18 protein-coding genes and 1 tRNA gene are annotated in these 22,962 nt (G+C 71.8%); 15 read left to right on the top strand and 4 right to left on the bottom strand.

Features of this window, described 5'->3' with window-relative positions; all coding sequences use genetic code 11:
- Positions 1-114 precede the first annotated feature (114 nt).
- The gene (locus P3X83_RS19555; protein WP_277306566.1) at positions 115-1,167 is read left to right on the top strand and encodes a hypothetical protein; all 1,053 of its coding nucleotides are present in this window, start codon (positions 115-117) and stop codon (positions 1,165-1,167) included.
- On the opposite strand, the gene P3X83_RS19550 is transcribed toward P3X83_RS19555, so the two are convergent.
- The 3 genes from P3X83_RS19550 to P3X83_RS19540 all read right to left on the bottom strand — a co-directional run bounded on the left by P3X83_RS19550 (position 1,137) and on the right by P3X83_RS19540 (position 4,139).
- Positions 1,137-2,096, bottom strand: coding sequence for a sulfite exporter TauE/SafE family protein (locus P3X83_RS19550; RefSeq protein ID WP_277306565.1), 960 nt, complete (start codon positions 2,094-2,096; stop codon positions 1,137-1,139). The two genes, P3X83_RS19555 and P3X83_RS19550, sit on opposite strands and share 31 nt — an antisense overlap.
- 4 nt (positions 2,097-2,100) lie before the next feature.
- Positions 2,101-3,333: an adenylyl-sulfate kinase gene (cysC, locus tag P3X83_RS19545; RefSeq protein WP_277306564.1), complete on the bottom strand. Its 1,233-nt coding sequence runs from the start codon at positions 3,331-3,333 to the stop codon at positions 2,101-2,103.
- Positions 3,334-3,407: 74 nt separating this feature from the next.
- Positions 3,408-4,139: a class I SAM-dependent methyltransferase gene (locus P3X83_RS19540; RefSeq protein WP_277306563.1), complete on the bottom strand. Its 732-nt coding sequence runs from the start codon at positions 4,137-4,139 to the stop codon at positions 3,408-3,410.
- Between the two features lie 159 nt (positions 4,140-4,298).
- Here P3X83_RS19540 and mfd point away from each other — a divergent pair, with 159 nt between their 5' ends.
- The 14 genes from mfd to P3X83_RS19470 all read left to right on the top strand — a co-directional run bounded on the left by mfd (position 4,299) and on the right by P3X83_RS19470 (position 20,685).
- The gene (mfd, locus tag P3X83_RS19535; protein ID WP_277306562.1) at positions 4,299-7,862 is read left to right on the top strand and encodes a transcription-repair coupling factor; all 3,564 of its coding nucleotides are present in this window, start codon (positions 4,299-4,301) and stop codon (positions 7,860-7,862) included.
- Positions 7,863-7,894: 32 nt separating this feature from the next.
- Positions 7,895-8,578 carry a hypothetical protein gene (locus tag P3X83_RS19530; protein ID WP_277306561.1) on the top strand — a complete coding sequence of 228 codons (684 nt, stop codon included), beginning with the start codon at positions 7,895-7,897 and terminating at the stop codon, positions 8,576-8,578.
- An 18-nt stretch (positions 8,579-8,596) separates the two neighbouring features.
- The gene (locus P3X83_RS19525; RefSeq protein ID WP_277306560.1) at positions 8,597-9,565 is read left to right on the top strand and encodes a MazG family protein; all 969 of its coding nucleotides are present in this window, start codon (positions 8,597-8,599) and stop codon (positions 9,563-9,565) included.
- 76 nt (positions 9,566-9,641) lie between these two features.
- On the top strand, positions 9,642-11,861 hold the full coding sequence (locus tag P3X83_RS19520) for a serine/threonine-protein kinase (protein WP_277306559.1): 2,220 nt from the start codon (positions 9,642-9,644) through the stop codon (positions 11,859-11,861).
- 80 nt (positions 11,862-11,941) lie between these two features.
- On the top strand, positions 11,942-13,219 hold the full coding sequence (eno, locus tag P3X83_RS19515) for a phosphopyruvate hydratase (RefSeq protein WP_277306558.1): 1,278 nt from the start codon (positions 11,942-11,944) through the stop codon (positions 13,217-13,219).
- Between the two features lie 75 nt (positions 13,220-13,294).
- Positions 13,295-13,681, top strand: coding sequence for a septum formation initiator family protein (locus P3X83_RS19510; protein ID WP_277306557.1), 387 nt, complete (start codon positions 13,295-13,297; stop codon positions 13,679-13,681).
- Positions 13,678-14,220 carry a DUF501 domain-containing protein gene (locus P3X83_RS19505; protein ID WP_277306556.1) on the top strand — a complete coding sequence of 181 codons (543 nt, stop codon included), beginning with the start codon at positions 13,678-13,680 and terminating at the stop codon, positions 14,218-14,220. Before P3X83_RS19510 ends, P3X83_RS19505 begins: the two co-directional genes overlap by 4 nt.
- Positions 14,217-15,134: a Ppx/GppA phosphatase family protein gene (locus P3X83_RS19500; protein ID WP_277306555.1), complete on the top strand. Its 918-nt coding sequence runs from the start codon at positions 14,217-14,219 to the stop codon at positions 15,132-15,134. The genes P3X83_RS19505 and P3X83_RS19500 overlap by 4 nt, the downstream gene beginning before the upstream one ends.
- A 253-nt stretch (positions 15,135-15,387) precedes the next feature.
- Positions 15,388-16,197 (top strand): uracil-DNA glycosylase, encoded by an 810-nt coding sequence (locus P3X83_RS19495; RefSeq protein ID WP_277306554.1) that lies wholly within the window; start codon positions 15,388-15,390, stop codon positions 16,195-16,197.
- 93 nt (positions 16,198-16,290) lie between these two features.
- Complete coding sequence (locus P3X83_RS19490) at positions 16,291-17,619, top strand: NAD(P)/FAD-dependent oxidoreductase (protein ID WP_277306553.1); 1,329 nt, start codon at positions 16,291-16,293, stop codon at positions 17,617-17,619.
- A gap of 699 nt (positions 17,620-18,318) precedes the next feature.
- Positions 18,319-18,391 (top strand) — tRNA-Leu (locus P3X83_RS19485).
- Positions 18,392-18,956: 565 nt separating this feature from the next.
- Positions 18,957-19,736 carry a Bax inhibitor-1/YccA family protein gene (locus P3X83_RS19480; protein ID WP_277306552.1) on the top strand — a complete coding sequence of 260 codons (780 nt, stop codon included), beginning with the start codon at positions 18,957-18,959 and terminating at the stop codon, positions 19,734-19,736.
- Between the two features lie 212 nt (positions 19,737-19,948).
- Positions 19,949-20,173 (top strand): DUF4287 domain-containing protein, encoded by a 225-nt coding sequence (locus tag P3X83_RS19475; protein WP_111168973.1) that lies wholly within the window; start codon positions 19,949-19,951, stop codon positions 20,171-20,173.
- Between the two features lie 101 nt (positions 20,174-20,274).
- A complete protein-coding gene (locus P3X83_RS19470; RefSeq protein WP_277306550.1) occupies positions 20,275-20,685 on the top strand; it encodes a PPOX class F420-dependent oxidoreductase in 411 nt (136 codons plus the stop codon).
- A gap of 3 nt (positions 20,686-20,688) precedes the next feature.
- On the opposite strand, the gene P3X83_RS19465 is transcribed toward P3X83_RS19470, so the two are convergent.
- Positions 20,689-22,947, bottom strand: coding sequence for a polysaccharide lyase 8 family protein (locus P3X83_RS19465; protein WP_277306549.1), 2,259 nt, complete (start codon positions 22,945-22,947; stop codon positions 20,689-20,691).
- Positions 22,948-22,962: the final 15 nt, after the last annotated feature.

Genomic DNA, 22,962 nt, shown 5'->3' with positions numbered 1-22,962 from the left:
CATAAGCATGGAAGGGTCCTGGCCCGGATCTTCCGGAATATCGGGGATATCGGGAAAATCAGGAATATTAAAGAAGCCAATAAGAGGCGCTTCCTTCGTCAGGTGCGGTTCGTGATGGTCGGTGCGTTGCTTGGGGCGAGCAGCGCCTGTTCCGGAGCGGGAGGAGGCGACGGCGGCACAGGGGCCTCGCCCGCGCCCGAGAGCCGGACCGATCTGCTGGGCCTGGGGGCCTCGGTGCCCTGTGAGGTCACCGCCAAGCTGATTCCGTCCTGCGGGGCCTGGTGGGGGATCGCGCCCGAGGTGTTCTCGGGGCTGCCGCCGGGGATGGCGCTGGCGCGGGCGGAGCGGCGAATGGGGCGCCGGGCCGACATCGTGCACCTCTACCACCGGGAGAGCGAGTTGTTCCCCTCCAAGGAGGAGCGGGCGCTGGTGGAGGACCGCCGCCGGCCGCGGATGCTGCTGATCAACTGGAAGCCGTCCTTCGAGCACACCTGGGCGCAGATCGCGGCGGGGGCGCTGGACGCCCGGATCGACCGGCTGGCGGCGCACCTGACCAAGCACTTCCGTGAGCGCTTCTTCCTCACGATCCACCACGAACCGGAGAACGACGTGCGCGCCGAGCCCCGGTCGGGGATGACCGCCGACGACTACGCGGCGATGTACCGCCGGGTGGTGCTGCGCCTGCGCGCCAAGGGGGTCGGCAACGCGGTCACCGTCATGACCTACATGGGCGCGCCCAACTGGGCCTCAAAGCCGTGGTTCGAGCGGCTCTACCCCGGCGACGACGTGGTCGACTGGGTGGCGCTCGACCCGTACGCCGACGCCCGCGTGAACGATTTCGACAGCCTGATCAACAAGCGGCGCGCCGACTACCCCGGCTGGCCGGGTTTTTACCGGTGGATGCAGACCCGCTTCCCGAGCAAGCCGATCATGGTGGCCGAGTGGGGGGCCTTCGAGCGCGCCGGCGACCACACCTTCAAGCGCAGGTTCTTCGATTCTGTGCGCTCCAGGATCCAGCGTTACCCGCAGGTCAAGGCGATGGTCTACTTCGACTCGGCGCTGGCCCCGCGAGGCGACACCAGGTTCGACACCTCGGCCGGGGCCGGGCGGGCGTTCCGGGATCTCGCCCGCGATTCCTACTTCCGCTCGACTCCCGTCGAGCGCTGAGCCTCCGCCGAGGGCTGAGTTTCCGCTGAGCGCTGAGTTCCCGTCGAGCGCTGACCCTCCAGTCGGCGGGTGAGCGTGGCGAACCACCAGACGGCCGCTCCGACGGCCACGGCGGCCACGAGCACCCACAGGGTGGTCATGTCGTCCACGCCGAGCAGCTTGAGCGCCGATGCCAGCAGCACGATCGTCAGCAGTGCCCTGATCAGCCCGCCGGGGGCCCGCGAGGAGATCCGCGCGCCGAGGTAGACGCCGGGGATCGAGCCGATCAGCAGCGAGGCGGTCAGGTCGAGCCGGAAGTCGCCGTAGAGCAGGTGCCCGATCGCCGCCGAGGCGACCAGCGGCACGGCCTGCACCAGGTCGGTCCCGACGAGCTGGTTGGCCCGCAGCGCGGGATACAGCGCGAGCAGGGCGACCACGATGAGCGAACCCGACCCGACCGAGGAGATCCCGACGATCAACCCTCCGATCGTACCGACCAGTAGGGTAGGGATCGGGCGCACAGCGATGTCCGTGAGCCCCGTCTCGGTTCCCTTCGAGCCGCGCTCGCGCCACCCCAGGTACGTCTTGGCCACCAGCCCGCCCACGGCCAGCAGCAGCGCGACGCCCAGGGCGTACTTGACCGCCTGCTGCACCTGCTCGCCCTCGCCGAAGGCGCGGGCCACGAACACCCCGCAGAACGCGGCGGGCACGCTGCCCGCGCACAGCCAGCCGACCAGCCGCATGTCCACAGTGCCGCGCCGCAGGTGGACGTAGCCGCCGACGGGCTTCATCACCGCCGAGGCCACCAGGTCGCTGGACACCGCGGCCAGCGGCGGGACGTTGAAGACGAGCAGCATCATCGGGGTCATCAGGGCCCCGCCGCCCATGCCGGTCAGTCCGACGATCACGGCGACCAGGAACGAGCCGATGATCAGGGGGAGGTCGATCACCGGATCACCTGATCCATCGGCCGGAGGTCAGCAGGTCGGTCACCCGGGCCACGGCGCGCTCCACCGGAATGCCGGTGGTGTCGATCACCAGGTCGGCGTCGTCGGGCTCCTCGTAGGGGTCGGAGATGCCGGTGAACTCGGGGATCAGGCCGGCGCGGGCCTTGGCGTACAGGCCCTTGCGGTCGCGGCGCTCGCACTCGGCGAGCGGGGTGGACACGTGGATCAGCAGGAAGTCGGCGCCGACCGCCTCGGCCATCTCGCGGACCTCGGCGCGCGTGGCGGCGTATGGCGCGATCGGCGCGCAGATCGCCAGCCCGCCGTGCCTGGCCACCTCGGCGGCGACGAACCCGATGCGCCGGATGTTGAGGTCGCGGTCGGCCTTGGAGAAGGTCAGCCCGGCCGACAGCAGTCGCCGCACGACGTCGCCGTCGAGGTAGGTCACCGTGCGGGTGCCGCGTTCCAACAGGACGTCGTGCAGGCCCCTGGCGATGGTGGACTTCCCGGAACCGGACAGTCCGGTGAAGAAGACCACGAGGCCGCGCCGGTGCGGGGGGCCGGGAATGGAGATCGGGTCGGGGGCCGCCAGGTGCTCGGACGCGCCGTACGCCTCGGCGACGTGCTCGCGCAGCTCCAGGTCGATCGCGGTGTCCTCGCGCGGGGCCAGCGGGACCGCGGTGATCGCCGCGCCGCCGGGCAGCCGGTCGCGGGCGCTGAGCGCCGCGCGCACCACGGCGGGGCCGCCCTCGCCGTACGCCAGGGGCAGCAGCAGCACGGCCGCGTCGAGCTCGGAGGCCGTCGCGGTGATCTCGGCCAGCACGGGATCGTCGAGCGGCCCGCGCATGGTGATCGCCAGCACGTCTCGGTCGCCCAGCTCCTTGCGGGTCTCGGCGGGAGTGCGTCGCAGCCGCGCGAACGGCCCGTGCTCCGGCGCCCCGAGCCCTTCGACGGGCCCGGCCACGCCGTGCGGCCCGCGCTCGGTGACCGTCAGGACGGCCAGCGCCGCCCCCTCCGGATCGCGCAGCGTGACCTGGTCGCCGGCGGCGGCCGGATGGTCGTCGGGCAGGGCCAGCAGCACCGGGTCGGGCCATCGGGTGCCGTCGGTCAGGGTGCCGTGGTCGAGCACGCTGTGCGCGTCCGCCTCGCCGAGGAAACCGGTGAGCGGGTGGAACGCGCCGGACAGCAGCAGCTCCAGATCGGCCAGCTCACGGGCATCGGGGGTCCACTCGGAAGTCGCCATATGCTCCGTCGCCGTTTGCCGCACTCAACCGACCGTCTTGGTAGGAGAGTGACAGATTAGCGACTCGTCCCAGGTCAGATCAAACGAGCGAACTGGTTCTGCGGCTTGCGGATGACGAACGTGATCTCGTCGTGCGCGGCCGTGCGGCGCCCGCCGGAAAGACTGTGGACCAGGCGGCACGCGAGCCGCGCGAGCCCGCCGAACGTGCCGCGCAGCGCGGGCCCGGCGCAGGCGGTGTGCTCCTCGCTGATCCGCAGGCCCCGGCTCAGGCAGAACGACCGGACACCGTCACGGGAGGTGATCGTCTCGTAGACGGCGGGCAGCGGCCCGACCGTGCCGGAGGGCGTGAACCGGCGCCAGGTAAGCCGTCGCAGCGGCGTGGGGACCACGCGGTCCCAGAAACCGTAGGCCGACTCGCGGTCGCGCATCCGCAGCAGCAGCAGCCCGCCGGGGCGCAGGCCCGCGATCAGGCGGTCGAGCACCAGTTCGGCGTGCCGGATGCGTTCGAGCACCAGGTCGATGTGCACCACGTCGAAGGCGCGTGGCGGGACCGGCACCAGGCGCAGGTCGCCGAGCGCGAAGGCGTCGAGGTCGGGGCGCGACTCGACCACGCGGCGCAGCGCGGGCAGGTCTTCGTCGATGCCGGTGACCCTGGTCTCCATGCGCGGCGCGGTGAGCGGGTCGCCGCCTCTGCCGCACCCGGCCGCGAGGACGTCGATCCGGCGCCCCAGGTGCTCGGTCCACTGGTCGCGGATGATGCGGTTGAACAGGTCGTCTCGCTCGACGCCCGATGTCACCTCGTACATGTCACCTAGAGTAGTCAATCGACCGCGAAGAGCCGAGGATACCCGTGCGGCGACGTCACGGAGAGCCGGGCAAGTACCCTGTAGTCAGTAACCCCCGTGCACGCGACCCTCCCGCCGGGGGTAGTCGTGTTGCCATCGTGGGGCTGTGGGCGATTTCTGATGACCCTTTCCGGACTTCTTGATCTTGTCGTGGCCGATCCCGGGCTCGCCGGGCCGCTGCGCGACGTGCGGTCGGGCGACACCTCCGACGTGTCCCTGATCGCGCCGCCCGCGCTGCGTCCGTTCACGGTCGCGGCGCTGGCCCGCGACGGCGACGGCGACGGCGGCGCGGCGCGCACCGTGCTCGCCGTGACCGCGACCGAGCGCGAGGCGGAAGACCTCGCCGCCGCGCTGACCAGTCTGCTCGACGAGAACTCCATCGCGGTGTTCCCGGCCTGGGAGACGCTGCCGCACGAGCGGCTGTCCCCACGCAGCGACACGGTGGGGCGGCGGCTCGCGGTGCTGCGGCGGCTGGCCCACCCGGTGGGCGGCGACACCGCCGCGGGCCCGCTGAGCGTGGTCGTGGCCCCGATCCGCGCGGTGCTACAGCCGATCGTCAAGGGCCTGGGCGACCTGGTGCCGGTGCGCCTGCGCGCGGGCGACGACGCCGACCTCGACGAGGTCGTGGCGCGGCTGGTCGAGAACGGCTACCACCGGGTGGACATGGTGGAGCGGCGCGGCGAGGTGGCCGTGCGCGGCGGGCTGCTCGACGTCTTCCCGCCCACCGAGGAGCACCCGCTGCGGCTGGAGTTCTGGGGCGACACCGTCGAGGAGATCCGCTGGTTCAAGGTCGCCGACCAGCGGTCGCTGGAGGTGGCGGAAGACGGCCTGTTCGCCGCCCCCTGCCGCGAGCTGCTGCTGACCCCCGACGTGCGCGAGCGGGCCAGGGAGCTGGCCGATCAGCACCCGGCGCTGGCCGAGACGCTCGAACAGCTCGCCGAGGGTTCGCCGGTCGAGGGCATGGAGGCGTTCGCGCCCGTGCTGGCCGGGGAGATGGACCTGCTGGTGCAGCACCTGCCGGTCCGCTCGGCGGTGTTCGTCTGCGACCCCGAGCGCATCCGCAGCCGCGCGGAGGAGCTGGTCCGCACCAGCCAGGAGTTCCTGGAGGCGTCGTGGATCAACGCGGCGGCCGGCGGCGAGGCCCCGATCGACCTCGGCGCGTCGGCCTTCCGCAGGCTCGACGAGGTCCGCGAGCACGCCGGTGAGCTGGGGCAGCCGTGGTGGTCGATCGCGCCGTTCACCGGCACCGGCGACACCACGGACGGCGTGACGCTCGACGCGCACGAGGCCGAGTCCTACCGGGGCGACACCCAGCGGGCGCTGGGCGACATCAAGGGCTGGCTGGGCGAGGGCCGTACGGTCGTGCTGCTCAGCGAGGGCCACGGCCCGGCCGAGCGCATCGTGGAGCTGCTGAAGGGCGTGGACGTCCCGGCCAGGCTGGAGCCGGGCCTGGGGGCCGAGCCCGCCAGGGGAGTGGCCCACGTGACCACGGGCCGCGTGGAGCACGGGTTCGTGACCGAGACCCTGGCCGTGCTCACCCACCTCGACCTGGTGGGGCAGAAGGCGTCCACGAAGGACATGCGGCGCCTGCCGTCGCGCCGCCGCAACATGGTCGATCCGCTGCAGCTCAAGGTGGGCGACCACGTCGTCCACGAGCAGCATGGCGTAGGCCGTTACGTGGAGATGGTGCAGCGCACGGTCCAGGGGGCGACGCGCGAGTACCTGGTCATCGAGTACGCCAAGGGCGACCGGCTGTACGTGCCCACCGACCAGCTCGACGAGGTGACCCGCTACGTCGGCGGCGAGGCCCCGACGCTGAACCGGATGGGCGGCGCCGACTGGGCCAAGGCCAAGTCGCGGGCCAAGAAGGCGGTCAAGGAGATCGCCGGCGAGCTGATCAGGCTGTACAGCGCCCGGATGGCCTCGCCCGGTCACCCGTTCGCGGCCGACTCCCCGTGGCAGCGCGAGATGGAGGACGCCTTCCCCTACGCCGAGACCAACGACCAGCTCGCCGCCATCGACGAGGTCAAGCGCGACATGGAGCGCCCGCTGCCGATGGACCGCCTGGTCTGCGGCGACGTCGGGTACGGCAAGACCGAGATCGCGGTGCGGGCGGCGTTCAAGGCCGTCCAGGACGGCAAGCAGGTCGCCGTGCTGGTCCCCACCACCCTGCTGGTCCAGCAGCACCTGTCCACGTTCACCGAGCGGTTCTCCAGCTTCCCCGTCGTGGTCAAGCCGATGTCGCGGTTCCAGACCGACGCCGAGGTCAAGGAGACCATGCGCGGGCTCACCGAAGGCTCCGTCGACGTCGTGATCGGCACCCACCGCCTGCTCAGCCCCGAGGTCAGGTTCAAGCACCTCGGCCTGATCATCGTGGACGAGGAGCAGCGGTTCGGCGTGGAGCACAAGGAGGCCATGAAGCACCTGCGCACTCAGGTGGACGTGCTGGCCATGTCGGCCACCCCGATCCCGCGCACCCTGGAGATGGGCCTCACGGGGATCAGGGAGATGTCCACGATCCTCACGCCGCCGGAGGAGCGGCACCCGATCCTGACCTTCGTCGGGCCGTACGACGAGAAGCAGATCTCCGCCGCCGTGCGCCGCGAGCTGATGCGCGACGGGCAGGTGTTCTTCGTGCACAACCGGGTGGCCAGCATCAACAAGACGGCGGCGCGGCTGCACGAGCTGGTGCCCGAGGCCAAGATCGCGGTGGCGCACGGCCAGATGAACGAGCAGCAGCTCGAAAAGATCATGGTGGACTTCTGGGAGCGCAACTTCGACGTGCTGGTGTGCACGACCATCGTCGAGTCGGGCCTGGACGTGCCCAACGCCAACACGCTCATCGTGGACCGGGCCGACAACTACGGCCTGTCGCAGCTCCACCAGCTCCGCGGCCGGGTGGGACGCGGCCGGGAGCGCGGCTACGCCTACTTCCTCTACCCGCCGGAGCGCCCGCTGACCGAGACGGCGCACGAGCGGCTGGCCACCATCGCCCAGCACACCGAGATGGGCGCGGGCATGTACGTCGCGATGAAGGACCTGGAGATCCGCGGCGCGGGCAACATCCTGGGCGCGGAGCAGTCCGGCCACATCGCGGGCGTCGGCTTCGACCTCTACGTGCGGATGATGTCGGAGGCCGTGCAGGAGCAGAAGGCGAAGCTCACCGGCGCGGCGCCGGGCGAGAGCGAGCGCGCCGACGTGCGGGTCGAGCTGCCGATCAACGCGCACATCCCGCACGACTACGTGACCTCCGAGCGGCTGCGGCTTGAGGCGTACAAGCGGATCGCCGCGATCGGTGCGCAGGAGGACATCGTGGCGGTCCGCGACGAGCTGACCGACCGGTACGGCCGGCCGCCGCAGGCCGTGGACAACCTGCTGGAGGTGGCGCGTTTCCGGATCCGCGCCCGCCAGGCCGGGCTGACCGACGTCACCGTGCAGGGCCAGTACGTCAAGTTCATCCCGGTCACCCTGGCCGACTCCCAGCAGGTCCGGTTGCAGCGCCTCTACCCCAAGTCCCTGTACAAGCAGGCCGTCCAGACGCTTCTGGTGCCGGTGCCGAAGACCAGGCCGCTCGGCGGTCAGCCGCTGCGCGACCTCGACCTGCTCAAGTGGTGCGGCGACCTGGTGCAGGCGATGTTCCTGGAGCCCGCCGCCGCGGCGGGAGCCGCCGGACGGGCGCGATAGGGTAGGCGCGATTTGTCGGAAGGGATCCCACGTTGAAGACTCCAACGCGTCTGGCTGTGGCCGTGGCGGCCTCCGGCGTCATCCTGCTCACCGCCTGCTCGCCGATGAAGGCCGGAGCGGCCGCGATCGTGGGCCAGGAGCGCATCACCTCCTCCGAGGTGGACGCACGTGTCCGCGAGGTCGAGCGCGCGCTGAACGGCGTGCCCGGCGCCCGCGAGCAGCTTCCCCGCCCGCTGCCGCAGTCGGTGCTGCTGCAGCTCGTGGAGACCAGCCGGTTCGGCCAGGTGGGCGTGAACAACGGCGTGAAGGTCAGCGAGAGCGAGATCGACGCCTTCATCACCACCCAGGGCGGCGGCGCGCGGCAGGTCGAGCAGCAGCTTCTGGTGCAGGGTGTGCCCCCGTCGCAGAGCCGCGACTACGTCCGGGCCTTCCTCACCGGCCAGAAGCTGATCGTCTCCCTGGGCGGCGGCACCGACGACGCGTCGGTGCAGCGCGGCCAGCAGGAGGTGGCCAAGCAGGTCATGGCGGTGCCGGTGACCTTCAACCCGCGCTACGGCGACTGGGACCAGCAGCAGGGCGCGTTCCTGCCCGCCCAGCGCTTCGGCAAGACCGGCAAGCAGGCCGGCGAGGCGCAGACCGCGCCGCAGGAGGGCGTGCCGCAGGACCAGATGCCCCAGGAGCAGGTCCCGCAGGACCAGATCCCGCAGGGCGGCTGATCGGGCGGTGGTCCGCGAATGCCGCTGATCCTCGTCACCACCTCGCCCAGGGTGGCCCCCGGGCTGCTCGGGCACCACGCCTGGCGGGTGCTGCGTGAGGGCCGCGTCCTGACCGGCTCCGCCGACCACCCCTGCCTGCCCTACCTCGCGGAGGCGGGCGTCGAGGTCGAGGTGGCCGCGCCCGACCCGGCGCGGCTCGTCGCCGAGGCCCGTTCGGCCCAGGTGGTGTGGCTGGCCGCCCAGGACGGCGACGCCGACGTGATGCGCGCCTTCGGGCACGCCGCCGTCGCCTTGGACGACCCGCCCGAGATCGAGGTCGTGCCCGGCTCCTACGACCTGCCGGGCGCGCGGGTGCTCGACCTGGTCGCGGTGATGGACCGGCTGCGCACCGAGTGCCCGTGGGACGCCGAGCAGACCCACGAGTCGCTGGTGCCCTACCTGCTCGAAGAGGCGTACGAGGTGCTGGAGACCGTCGAGGAGGGCGACCGCGCCGCGCTGCGCGAGGAGCTGGGCGACGTGCTGCTCCAGGTGGCGTTCCACTCCCGGGTGGCGAGCGACCGCGAGGACGATGGCTTCGACATCGACGACGTGGCCCAGGGCATCGTGGACAAGCTGATCCGCCGTCACCCCCACGTGTTCGGCACGGTCAGCGTGCGGGGCGCCGACGAGGTCAACGACAACTGGGAGACCATCAAGGCCGCCGAGCGGACCGCCAAGGGCGGCGGCTCGGCCCTCGACGGCGTGCCCATGGGCCAGCCGTCGCTGACCCTGGCGGCCAAGCTGCAGCGGCGCGCGGAGCGCGTGGGCGCGCCCGCAGAGCTGCCCGGCGACCTCGCCGCGCGCGGGGTCTCCCCGCTCGGGGCGCGCCTGTTCGAACTCGTTCGTGAGGCCCGGGCCGAGGGACTCGACCCGGAGGCCGAGCTGCGGGCCGCCGCCCGCGCCTATCGCGACCACGTACGCGCCTGGGAGGAGCCGCAGGGCGGCTGATCCGTTACGCTCGGCGTGAGTCAGCGTTGAGTCAGCGTCGTCGAGCCCCAGTCGCCGAGCCCAGTGGGAGAAGCGGATGTCCAGCGCCGATCCACTGCGGCCGGGAGACCCCGAGCGGCTGGGCCGCTACCGGCTGCTCGGCCTGCTGGGCGAGGGCGGCCAGGGCACCGTGTTCCTGGCCGAGGATCCCGAAGGCGAGCGGGTGGCGGTCAAGCTGCTGCACGCCAGGTTCGCGGGCGACGCCTCGGCGAGAGAGCGGTTCCGGCGCGAGGTCGAGACGGCCCGCCGGGTCGCGCGGTTCTGCACGGTCCGGGTGCTCGACTCCGACGTCCGCAACGACCACCCGTACGTGGTCAGCGAGTACGTCGAGGGGGTCCCGCTCGACCGGATGGTCCGCGAGAACGGGCCGCGCACGGGCGACGACCTGATGCGCGTGGCGGTCGGCACGGCTACGGCCCTGGCCGCGATCCACCGCGCGGGGGTCGTCCACCGCGACTTCAAGCCGAGCAACGTGCTGCTGGCGGCCGACGGGCCGAGGGTCATCGACTTCGGCATCGCCCGCGCGCTGGACGGCGTGACCTCCGCGACCACCAGCTCGGCGCTGGGCACCCCGGCGTACATGTCGCCCGAGCAGATCTCCGGGCACTCGGCCACCGCCGCCTCCGACGTGTTCGCCTGGGCGATCACCATGGTCTTCGCCGCGACCGGCCGTCCGGCCTTCGGGTCGGAGACCATCCCGGCCGTGCTCAACCGCATCCTGCACGCGCACCCCGACCTCTCGGGCCTGCCCGCCGGTCCGTTACGCGACATCCTGTTCGCCTGCCTCGCCAAGGACCCCGCCGCGCGCCCGCCGGCCGCTCAGCTCCTCCTCGACCTGATCGCGGCCGACACCGCGACTCCCGGCCAGGCGGCGCCCTCCCCGGGAGGTGTGCCCGCGGCCGGGCGGGCGGGGCAGGAGACCGGCCCGGCAGGCCGGGCGCTCGGGGCCACGGGGCCTTCCGGCGGGTGGCACACGCCCGTGGGAGGGCCCGCCCAGCCGCCCCCGCCGCAGGGGACGCCCGTTCCGGTGGGAGCGGTCTCCGGCGGGCAGATGCCGGCTCCCCGCGGGCGTCGCGAGCCGGAGGAGCGGCGCAGGCGTGGCGCGTGGGTCGCGGTGGGGGTGGCCGCCGCCGTCGCGGCGGTGACGGTCTCGGCCGCGATCCTGGCCCCCCGGTTCTCACCCACCCCCGTTCCCTCCGTCACCACGCAGGCGGGCGTGACGAGGGAGGCGGGCAGTACGCCGGAACAGGCCCCCAGCGAGACCACGACCCCCACTCCCACCGCCACCGGTGCCTCTCCGCGCCTTCCCGGCGGCTTCGGCAAACCCGTGGGCGCGGTGTTCTCCGGGCATTCCGACGAGGTGACGGGCGTGGCCTTCACCCGCCTGAAAGGCCGCGACGTCGCCGTCTCCTCCGACCGCAACGGCCGGATCCTCATATCCGACCTCGCTACCGGCAAGCAGGCGGCCCCCGCCTACCGGCTCGGGGCCGAGGTGTTCAGCGACATCGAGGTGATCGACCTCGACGGCCGGCCCGCCGGCGTCGCGGGCGGTTACGACAACGCCGTCCACGTCTGGGACCTTGAGTCGGGCAAGCGGATCAGCCGCTTCGCCGGGCACTCCGACGACGTGAACTCCGTGGCCGTGACCTCCCTGGACGGCCGTCCGGTGGTGGCGTCCTCCGGCGGAGACGGCACGCGCCTGTCCGACCCGGTCACCGGCGAGCAGATCGGCTCGGCGATGCGGGGCCACAAGTTCGGTGTGCTGTCGATGGTCACCGCCGAACTCGACGGCAAGCCGGTCGTCGTCACCGTCGGCGCGCAGACCGACAACCGGCTCATCGTCTGGGACGCCACCACCCGGCGGCCGATCGGCGAGCCGTACACCACCACCCCGTGCTACGCGCTCGCCGTCGCCACGGTCGGAGGCCGTACGGTGCTCGCGCGGGAGAACCGCGCCAACGAGATCGAGGTGGTCGACCTCGCCACCCGGCGGCCGCTCTACGAGGCGATGGCCGGGCACCGCGAGGCGGTGGTCGACGCCGCCGTCGCCGACGCCGGGGGCCGTCCCGTGCTGCTCACCGCGAGCTGGGACAAGTCCGTGCGGGCGTGGGACCTCACCACCGGCAAGCCGCTCGGCGGGCCGTTCAAGGGCGCCAAGGACTGGCTGCTCACCGTGACCGCGGCCGAACTCGACGGCGGGCTCGTGGCCGTCGCCGGCGGCCAGGACCGCAGGCTCAGGAGCTGGCGACTGGAATAGCGCCCGGCGGATCCGTGCGGCCCGCCATGTGTCGATAGGCTTTCTGGCGCAACCCGTTCTTCGATCCCAAGGAGCGCTTCGTGGCTGCCATCGAGGCCGTTACCGCGCGCGAGATCCTCGACTCCCGGGGCAACCCCACGGTAGAGGTCGAGGTCCTGCTTGACGACTACAGCACCGGCCGGGCCGCGGTGCCGAGTGGTGCGTCCACCGGCCAGTTCGAGGCGGTGGAACTGCGCGACGGCGGCGAGCGCTACCTCGGCAAGGGCGTGGAGAAGGCGGTGCTCGGCGTCACGGACGAGATCGCCGACGAGATCGCCGAGCTCGACGCCGAGGACCAGCGGCTGATCGACCAGACGATGATCGACCTGGACGGCACCGACAACAAGTCCAGGCTCGGCGCGAACGCCATCCTGGGCGTGTCGCTGGCCGTGGCCAAGGCCGCCGCCGACAGCGCCGACCTGGAGCTTTACCGCTACGTCGGCGGGCCGAACGCGCACCTGCTGCCGGTGCCGATGATGAACATCCTGAACGGCGGCGCGCACGCCGACACCAACGTGGACATCCAGGAGTTCATGATCGCGCCGATCGGCGCGGAGACGTTCTCCGAGGCGGTCCGCTGGGGCGCGGAGGTCTACCACACGCTCAAGGCGGTGCTGAAGGAGACGGGCTACGCCACCGGGCTGGGCGACGAGGGCGGCTTCGCGCCGAACCTGCCGTCCAACCGCGACGCGCTCGACCTGATCATGGTGGCCATCGAGCGGGCCGGCTACACCCCGGGCGAGGACATCGCGCTGGCGCTCGACGTCGCGGCCACCGAGTTCCACTCCGGCGGCACCTACACCATCGACGGCAAGGGCCTGAGCGCGGACGAGCTGATCGCGTTCTACACCGACCTGGTCGCCTCCTACCCGCTGGTCTCCATCGAGGACCCGCTGGACGAAGAGGACTGGGCGGGCTGGAAGTCCATCACCACCGCCATCGGCTCGCGGGTCCAGCTCGTCGGCGACGACCTGTTCGTCACCAACCCCGAGCGGCTGGCCCGGGGCATCGCCGACGGCGCGGCCAACGCGCTGCTGGTGAAGGTGAACCAGATCGGCACGCTCACCGAGACCCTCGACGCGGTCGAGCTGGCCCACCGCAGCGGCTACCGCTGCATGATGAGCCACCGGTCCGGCGAGACCGAGGACGTCACGATCGCCGACCTGGCGGTGGCGACGAACTGCGGCCAGATCAAGACCGGCGCGCCGGCGCGCTCCGACCGCGTGGCGAAGTACAACCAGTTGCTTCGCATCGAGGAGCATTTGGGAGATTCCGCCCGCTACGCGGGTCGCGGTGCCTTCCCCCGCTTCTCTCGCTAGCGTGGGTGACGGTGGCCCGCGCCCGGCGTCCGCGCCGGGCACGGGCCGCCGCGCCGAGCACAGGGAGGGCAGTGGATGAGCAGGCGGCCGCAACTGACCGGGCGCGCGGCGGTGCTCGCGGTGGTGGTGTGCGCGATCGCGATGAGCCTGGCCTACCCGGTCAGGGAGTTCGTCGCCCAGCGCCGCCAGATCGCGGAGCTGCAACAGGAGCAGGCCCGGGAGCTCGCGGCCCTGCAACGCCTGCGGGAGCGGAGCAAACAGCTCCAGGATCCGGGCTACACCGTGCGTCAGGCCAGGGAGCGCCTGTTCTACTGCGAGCCCGGGCAGAAGTGTTTCGTGGTGATGGACGGCGACAAGGTGGCGGCCCCCGGCAAGCCGGGACGACGGGCCGTGGCCAGGCCGCCGTGGTACGAGTCGCTGTGGAAGTCGGTCGAGGCGGCCGACCACGGCGTCTCCCGATGACCCCGCAGGGGGAGGAGCGTCCGGTGCCCGACCGGGAGGATCTCGACAGCGTCGAACGCCAGCTCGGCCGTCCGCCGAGGGCGGTGCGCGCGGTGGCGCACCGGTGCCCGTGCGGGCTGCCCGATGTGGTGGAGACCGCGCCCAGGCTGGCCGACGGGTCGCCGTTCCCGACGCTGTACTACTTGACGTGTCCGCGCGCGGCCTCCGAGATCGGCGCGCTGGAGTCGTCCGGGCTGATGCGGGAGATGCGCGAGCGGCTGGCCGCCGATCCCGAGCTGGCCAAGTCGTACCAGGCCGCCCATGACGACTACGTCGCCAGGCGCGACGCGGTGGCCGAGCAGGAGGGCATCGAGCCGCTGCCGCGCGGTACGCAGAGCGCGGGCGGGATGCCCGACCGGGTGAAGTGCCTGCACGCGCTGGTCGCGCACGAGCTGGCCGCGCCGGGGTCCAATCCGCTGGGCCGCGAGGCCCTCGATCTGCTGCCGCCCTGGTGGGCGGCCGGTCCGTGCGTGACGCGCGATGAGGTGGGCGAGCGATGACCCGTGTGGCCGCGATCGACTGCGGCACCAACTCGGTGCGCCTGCTGGTCGCCGACGTGACGGCGGACGGCCTGGCCGAGATCGAGCGGCGCATGGAGATCGTGCGCCTGGGCGAGGGAGTGGACCGCACCGGACGCTTGTCCCCGGCCGCGCTGGAGCGCACGTTCGCCGCGATGCGCGGCTACGCCAAGCTGATCGCCCAGCACGGGGCGGAGGCGGTGCGCGTGGTGGCGACCAGCGCGACCCGCGACGCCGCGAACCGCGCCGACTTCGAGCGGGGCGTGCGCGAGATCTTCGGCGTGGCTCCCGAGGTGGTCACCGGGGCCGAGGAGGCCGCGCTGTCCTTCGCCGGGGCGACCAGAGACCTGCCGGGGCACCCCGCGCCGTTCCTGGTGGTGGACATCGGCGGCGGCTCGACCGAGTTCGTGGTGGGCCCGTCGCCCTGGGGGGCGCTGTCGGTCGACATCGGCTGCGTGCGCCTGACCGAGCGGCATCTGAAGGACGCCGACCCGCCGTCCGGCGAGGCGGTGGCGGCGGTGGCCGCCGACATCGACCGGGCGCTCGACCGGGTCGAGGCCGAGGTGCCGGTGGGCGCGGCGCGCACCCTGGTGGGGCTCGCCGGATCGGTCACGACGGTCGCGGGAATCGCTCTCGGGCTTTCCGAATACGATCCCGCGCGTATTCACCATTCCCGAATTCCGGCCGGTGACGTGCACGAGGTCACCCAGCGTCTGCTTTCGATGACGCATGAAGAGCGCGCGGCACTGGGCGTCATGCATCCGGGGCGGGTCGACGTCATCGGCGCGGGCGCGCTCATTCTGGACCGGATCGTGGCCCGATACGGCTTCGCCGAGGTCGCGGTGAGCGAGCACGACATTCTCGACGGTATCGCCTGGTCACTCGTGGGTTTGTAACGTTCCTGGGTGGCTGCCGCTTTTGGTGGCAGTTGAGTGGTTCTCTGGCCTATAGCTGGTCGTCACCTCGCCTAACGGCGACCCGGCGGCGGACACCTTCACCTACACCTGCCCCAAGCAGAGCCAACGCCGTCGGCCCGGCTTGAACGACACGCTCTGAGGCGACACACGGAACCCTCTTCTGGGAACCGTGAGGGACGTGACGCCCCGTTTGGGAATCGCGTCCCTTCGTCGTGATGGCACGATCGTTGGCATGAGCTTCGTACCGCCGGGCAGCGGCCGGCCCGGAGACCCGGCCACCGCCGACACCCCCGTCGCCCACGACCGCGCCGAGGTCGCCGAACTGGCCGGCGACGCCGGAACGACCGGCGAACTGGCCGCGCGCGAGTCGGTGTGCCGGGCCTGCCCCAGGCTGGTGGCCTGGCGCGAGGAGGTCGCGCGGGTCAGGCGGCGGGCCTTCGCCGACGAGGTCTACTGGGGCCGCCCGGTGCCGGGCTGGGGCGCGGACGAGCCTCGGGTGCTCATCGTGGGCCTGGCCCCCGCCGCGCACGGCGGGAACCGCACCGGGCGGATCTTCACCGGCGACCGCAGCGGCGACTGGCTGTTCGCCTCGCTCTACCGCACCGGGCTGGCCGTCCAGCCCACCAGCGTGCGCGTCGATGACGGCCAGCGGCTCAACGCCACCCGGATGATGGCCGTGGTGCGCTGCGCGCCGCCCGCCAACAAGCCCACTCCGGAGGAGCGCGACACCTGCCGTCCGTGGCTGGACCGCGAGCTGGAGCTGGCCGGGCCCGGGGTGCGGGCGATCGTGGCGCTCGGCGGGTTCGCCTGGCAGGCCGTGTGGCCCGCTCTGCGGGAGGCGGGGTACGGGCTGCCGGCCGTCCGGCCGAAGTTCGGCCATGGCGCGGAGGCCGAGATCGCCTACGACGGCGCGCCCGTCCACCTGATCGGTTGCTATCACCCCAGCCAGCAGAACACCTTCACCGGCAGGGTCACCGAGCGGATGCTCGACGACGTGTTCGCCCGCGCGGCGGCCCTGGCCAGGGTGTCCGTGCGGGAGTGACGAACGTCGCAGCCCCCCGATTGGCCTCGAAGGATATGGGAAGCGTAAGCTTGTGAATGTATTCACAAGCAGTGCGAGAGGTGGGCACCCAAGGTGAACCGCGACCCCAAGCACATCCTGATCGTCGGTGGTGGCTACGTCGGCCTCTACACCGCCCTGCGTCTTCAGCGCAGGCTGCGCGGCGCCCTGCGCGACGGCACCGTGCGGGTAACGCTGGTCGATCCGCAGTCCTACATGACCTACCAGCCGTTCCTCCCGGAGGCGGCGGCGGGCAACCTGTCCCCGCGCCACGTGGTGGCGCCGCTGCGCCGGATCCTGCCCAAGATCCGCATCCTGAACGGGCGGATCACCAAGCTGAACCACGCGGGTCACACCGCCACGTTCGAGCCGAACGAGGGGTCCGCCCGCGAGATCCGCTACGACATCGTGGTGATGGCGGCCGGTTCGATCTCGCGCACGCTGCCGATCCCCGGCCTGACCGACATCGGCATCGGCTTCAAGTCCATCGGTGAGGCCATCGGCCTGCGCAACCGGGTCCTGCACCAGCTCGACGTGGCCGAGTCCAGCACCGACGAGGAGCTGCGCCGCAAGGCGCTCACCTTCGTGGTGGTCGGTGCGGGCTTCGCCGGCGTCGAGGCGCTGGCCGAGCTGGAGGACATGTCCCGCTACTCGACGCGCTACTACCGCAACATCGACCCCAAGGACCTGCGCTGGGTGCTCGTCGAGGCGACCGACCGGGTGCTGCCCGAGGTCGGCCCCGAGATGGGCCGCTGGACCCTCGGCGAGCTGCGCGCCCGGGGCATCGACGTGCGGCTCAACACGCGCCTGGAGTCCTGCGTGAACGGGCACGTGGTCCTGTCGGACGGCGACTCCTTCGAGGCCGAGACCCTGGTCTGGACGGCCGGCGTCAAGGCCAGCCCGGTGGTCAACGCCACCGACCTGCCGATCGACGAACGCGGCCGGATCAAGGCCACCACCCGGCTCACCGTGTCCGGCCAGCCCGACGCCTTCACCGCGGGCGACATCGCGGGCGTGCCCGACGTCACCAACCCCGGGCAGTACTGCGCGCCGAACGCCCAGCACGCGGTGCGCCAGGCCAAGGTGCTCGCCGACAACATCGTGCGCAAGCTCCGCGGCGAGGAGCTGGTGGAGTACCGCCACCGCTACGTCGGTTCGGTGGCGGGCCTGGGCTTGCACGAGGGCGTGGCCAACGTCTACGGCATCAAGCTGCGCGGCCTGCCCGCGTGGTTCATGCACCGGACCTACCACCTGTCCAGGGTGCCTACTCTTAACAGGAAGGTCCGCGTCGTGGTGGACTGGACCCTCGCCCTGTTCTTCAAGCGGGAGACCATCTCGCTGGGTGAGATCCACCGCCCGCGCGACCAGTTCCGTGCCGCGGTCGCCGGTGATCGCCGGGGCTGACCGGGGTACTATTCCGCACGCCGTGTCCCACGTCCCGGCCGGGGCGGTTCCCGGGGGCGTGGGCGGCGTGTGAGGAGAGACCATGGTGGTGCGGTCGCGGCCGGACGGGCTGACGCCCGGCGCTGCGACGCCCCCGCGAAGCGGCGGGCGGCGCCTCGCGTCGGCTTTCGCGTGGTCCTTGCCACCGGCCCCCGCGTCGGCTTTCGCATGGTCCTCCGCGTCGGCTTTCGCGTGGTCCTTGCCGCCGGCCCCCGCGTCGGCTCCCGCGTCGGCCTCGATGCTGCCTGCTGCGTTTTCGACCCGCTCCCGCGCGCTTTCCCTCTCGCCGGACGCCGGTCGAGCAATGTTCTGGAAATCCGGCCCTTCCGTGGCCGGACCGGGTGACGTCGCCCCGGTCATGCATTACGGGCCGCACCACTGGGCGCGCGTGCCCGAGACCATTCACGCCGGTGAGTCCGGCTCACATTGCATTCCGCACCGGCTCCGCCGTACCCGGGGGCCGGTGTTCGCCGTGCGGCCCGCGACCTGCGACGCCTTACACCGCGCCCGGTACACCTGCCGCTAAACCGCACGAAGGGGTCGGCACTTGACCCGCCGTGGCTTTAGACTTCGTCCGTAATCGGCGTTACGTCATCTCCTGTGGCCCCTGATGCGAAACTGTGCTCCTCTTATGAGTGGTCCATTACGTATGATTGCGGCGCCCCCGTAGCCCAATGGCAGAGGCAAACCCCTTAAAAGGGTTGTAGTGCGGGTTCGAGTCCCGCCGGGGGCACCTCTGTCGAACCGTCAAAGAAACACCGCTGACGTGCGCTTTCGCAGGTAACCGCGGTAGTTCTGCGACGGTGCCGCGCAGACTTTCCGACAGCGAAGCCATACTCCCGGTCGTCGCGGAACGTATACCGCCGGTCGCGGAAATACATCGGCCCAGGTAAACGGGTCTCCTTTCCGGCCCGGCCGCGCTGTTTGGGATCCCGGTAGTTCATCAATTCGATTCCCCGCCGACGGCTCTCTGTGCTAATCGGACAACGGGCGAGAAGGGGTGGTCCGGTCGCCCTCGGTGACGTGAGTGACGTATGCGACGTAAGCCGACGAGCCCGGCACGGGGCACCGCGTGGCCCGCAACGTGGTGAAACTTCATACGCGGTCCGGGAACCGACAGCCGTCCTGACACGTTGATCTGAGCGCCCCGGCATGACATGCCGGGGTGCCGCGCGCGGCGACGCAGGCCGCGGGGGCTTGCGTCAGGTCCACAACTGAAGTCAGATATCGCTCGATAGGGCCCTCAGATGCGTGATCTACTAACCTGATCGCGTAGCGGCCGCAGCGTGGAGGAAGCGATGGAGAGCAAGAACCCGGTCTTCAGCCGGAAACGACAAGCGTCCCAGGCGTGGGGCGGGCCGACACCCACGCCTGACCAGCTCCAGGGCATGTACGACGCCCCGTCGTACGCTCCGCCCGCGCACCGGCCGATGACCATCGACGACGTCGTCGTCCGCGGGTTCATGACCCTCGGCACGCTCGTGGTCTCGGGCGCGGTCGCGTGGGTGCTCAACGTGCCGCTCGGCATCGCCGTCGCGTGCGCGCTCATCGGCGTGGTGCTCGGCCTGATCGCCTCGTTCAAGCAGAGCACCAACCCGGCGCTGATCCTCGGCTACGCACTCTTCTACGGCGTGTTCGTCGGCGCCCTCAGCCACGCCTACGAGACGGCCTTCAACGGCATCGTCCTGCAGGCGGTGCTCGGCACGGCCTTCGCGTTCGGCGCGGTGCTGGCCGTGCACTCGCTGAAGATCGTCAGGGTCACTCCCAAGCTGGTCCGCTACGTGGCCGCCGCCGCCATCGCGGCGCTCGGCCTCATGCTGGTCAACCTGATCCTGGGCTTCTTCGTGGACGGCGGCCTCGGCATCCGCACCGACAGCCCGCTCGGCTGGATCTTCAGCATCGCGATGATCCTGCTCGGCTGCTTCTTCCTGCTGCTCGACTTCGACTCGATCGAGCAGGCGGTGCGCATGGGCGCGCCGGAGAAGTTCGCCTGGCAGTGCGCCTTCGGTCTCACCCTGAGCCTGGTGTGGATCTACCTGGAGGTGCTCCGCTTCATCAGCTACTTCTCCAGCGACTGATCGCAGGTTCCTCGGCACACGGCCGCGAGGCCGTGACGACAGGCGACGTGCGAGGTGGGCCCCGCTTCGGCGGGGCCTTCCGCATTGCCGGGGGATCATGGCCGGCTCACGAATGATCTACGTTGGTCGGCCGAAGACATGTGTTTCCGGTCTTGCCATTTACGCCAGCATGTTGCAGTGTCGAGCAAAGGAGCTCATCCGTGGAGGTGCCCATGTCGCTGAACCACTCACCGGAGATGCAGAACAAGCTGATCGCCAGGGTTGCCACAATAACCGGACGCGAACTCCCAGAGTGGTTCCAAGCCATCGACAACGGCCCGGCTTTCCTGCGCTGCGAGGAGCGCGCCAACTGGCTCGCCGACGAGCACGGGCTGTCCCACGGCTATGCCGCCGCGATCGTGCGTGAACACGAGCGGCACCGCCGTCACCGAATGTAGTCGTCCGCGATGCCCGCGCCCCTCGTAGCGGCGCGGGCGTCCGCGTGTCCGAAGATCCATAGGTCCGGAGATCTCCGCCCGGCACAGGGCATGATGAGGTCATGGATCTCGACAAGGCCCGCGCCTTCGTGCGCACGAACCACCGTGCAGTCCTGTTGACCCGGCACGCCGACGGCCGGCCGCAGATGTCGCCGGTGACCGTCGGCGTCGACGACGACGGCTACATCGTCATCAGCACCAGAGAGACCGCCGCCAAGACCCGCAACCTGCGCCGCGACCCGAACGTCGCGGTGTGCGTGTTCACCGACGGGTTCTTCGGCGAATGGGTGCAGATCGAGGGCACCGCAGAGCTGATCTCGCTGCCCGAGGCCATGGAGCCGCTGGTGGAGTACTACCGGCGGATCTCCGGCGAGCACCCCGACTGGGACGACTACCGCGCCGCCATGGAGCGCGACCGGCGGCTGATCGTGCGGATCGAGCCGACCCGGGCCGGGCCCGACCGCCACGGGTGACCCTCAGGCGAGCCGCACGCCCACGGTGTGCGACGCGCCCTCGCGCCCGTCCAGCGGGCCGAAGCCGAGCGTGAGCGCCGGACCGGCGGTGGCCAGGGTGAGCAGCGGATGCGCCTGTGTCACCCCGGCCACCGGCCGGTTCCAGGTCACCGTCAGGCCGGTGAGCGACCGGCGCGGATCCGACACAGTGACGGTGGCCGTGCCGTCGCCCGGCTCCCGGACCAGCACCGCGCACGGGGCGGAGGCGGTCAGCGGCCCGGCCGTCCCCGGCTGCCAGAAGTTCACCGCGGTGACGCCCAGCGAGGGCACGTGCACGCCCTGGGACACCGCGGAGTTGGCCAGCACGCGCGCCCAGCCCGGGTCGGCGGCGCGGGCCCTCGTCTCGGCCGGGCTCGCCCCGGGCAGCAGCAGGTAGACGTAATCGGCCGCGGTGGGGTCGGTGCCGTGGTCGAGCCAGAGCGTGACGTACCGCCGGGTGACGCCGGACGCCGTGCGCGCCTCACGCAGCGTGCGCAGCGGGGGCGCGCCGGGCAGCACGTAGCCGCCGTGCCCGGCCAGGTGGGCGAACCCGGCCGCGCGGTCCACGGTGAGCGCCGCCGTGGTCCGCCGGTTGTCGACGACGGTTTCCACGGGCACGCTGTCGGCGGCGGTGATCCCCGCGCCCAGGCAGACGATCGCGTCGTCCAGGAAGACCCATGACTTGAAGGCCGCAAGCGTGCTCTCCAGCCCGAGCAGGTGCTGGCCGGCCGTGGCGTAGCGGCCGTCGGTGGCCCCGCCCACCCAGCGGGCCGCCGGACGGGTGTCGCCCCACGCGCCGCCCGCGCCGTCGGGCAGCCGCCGTGTGGAGACCGTGGTGCCGGGCAGCCGGTAAGGGTCCACGGTGCTCCAGAAGGAGTCGGAGTACTGGTCTCCGTGGCCGCGCGCCCACCAGTAGAGCATTCCGGAGCCGGTGTGCCAGCCGCGCAGGTTCTCGCCGTTGCCGTACTCGTAGTGGCCGATCCACTCGGAGGCCATGCTCAGCGCGGCGCACCAGCCCGGCTCGCGGTGGACCGCGCGGGCGCTCATCGGGAACAGCCGGTGGCCCACCGGTTCCTCGGCCGCCGGGATCGAGTCGTCGGCCAGGATCGCCGCCAGGCGGCCGTGGAAGGCCAGGTCGTGCCGCTCGGCCGCGTCGAGCATGGGCGGGTGGGCCGAGCGCCCGGCCCAGCCCTTGACCATCGAGTGCCAGCGGGCCCGGTAGGCGACCGGGGCGGTGTCGCCGAGCAGCAGGATCGAGGCGGCGATCTCACGCCCGCGCCGGTGGTCGCCGAACGGCTCTCTGGCCACGCTGCGGCCCCTGACCAGGTCCATGCAGAAGCCGTCGTGCACGAACGGGGCGAACGAGCGCTCCACCATGTCGAACACGGTCGTGCTGGTGACCTCCCAGGGGGAGCCGCGCAGCACCGCGAACAGCGTGGCCAGCGCGGACAGCAGCGTCGCGCCGTACGCGCCCTGGTAGGGGATCGAGGTGTGCTGGATGAACGAGCCGTCGCGGTAGAACCCGTCGCCCTCGCCGACCAGCGGGAACACCGGCGCCAGCGCCGAGGCCGCCAGCGCCGCCCTGGCGTGGTCGGACCTCAGCATCGCGCGCAGCAGCGTCACCGTGCACAGATCGACGCGGTTGGCCGCCGTGCTGGTGCCGGAATAGCGGGCCAGCCGACGTTCCGGGACGAAACGGTCGACCGAATCGCGCAGCGCCGCGCTCTCCGGCTCCGGCAGATGCGGCTCGATCAGGACGGCCGCGTCGAGCAGCGCCCTGGGCACGCCGATCTGCCAGTGCCACCAGTTGCCGACCTCGCGGGCCGTGGCCGGATAGACGAGCTCACGGTAGTGCCCGATCCCACGGGCGACGGCGCCGGCCAGCCCCGCGTCACCGGTCAGTCCCGTGCCCGGCAGGACGTATGCGCGGGCCATCGCCCGCAGCCGCGCCGGGGTGGCCACGAACGAGGGGAACGGCTGGTCGGGCCAGAGCGAGCCCGCGGCCGGGGCCATCGTGTCGCGGTGCCGGGCCGCCACCGCGCCCAGCTCGGCCAGGCGAGTGCGGTACGGCTCGGCCGAGGGGTCGAACGCCGCCCCCGCCGTCACCTCGCGCCACCGGCGGCGCAGCACCGTGAACGAGGTGTCGGGCGTGTGCGCGGGCGGCGTGGGGAACAGTGCCCCCACCGCCCCGGCCACGCCGACCGCGCCGAACTGGAGTACCAAACGCCTTCGCGGGCCGTGCACGCGAACGATTATCGC

It is taken from the genome of Spongiactinospora sp. TRM90649 (assembly GCF_029382225.1).
GTDB lineage: Bacteria > Actinomycetota > Actinomycetes > Streptosporangiales > Streptosporangiaceae > Spongiactinospora.
The sequence above is the reverse complement of the archived record's forward strand: the minus strand, read 5'-3'. Positions and strand labels throughout refer to the sequence as shown.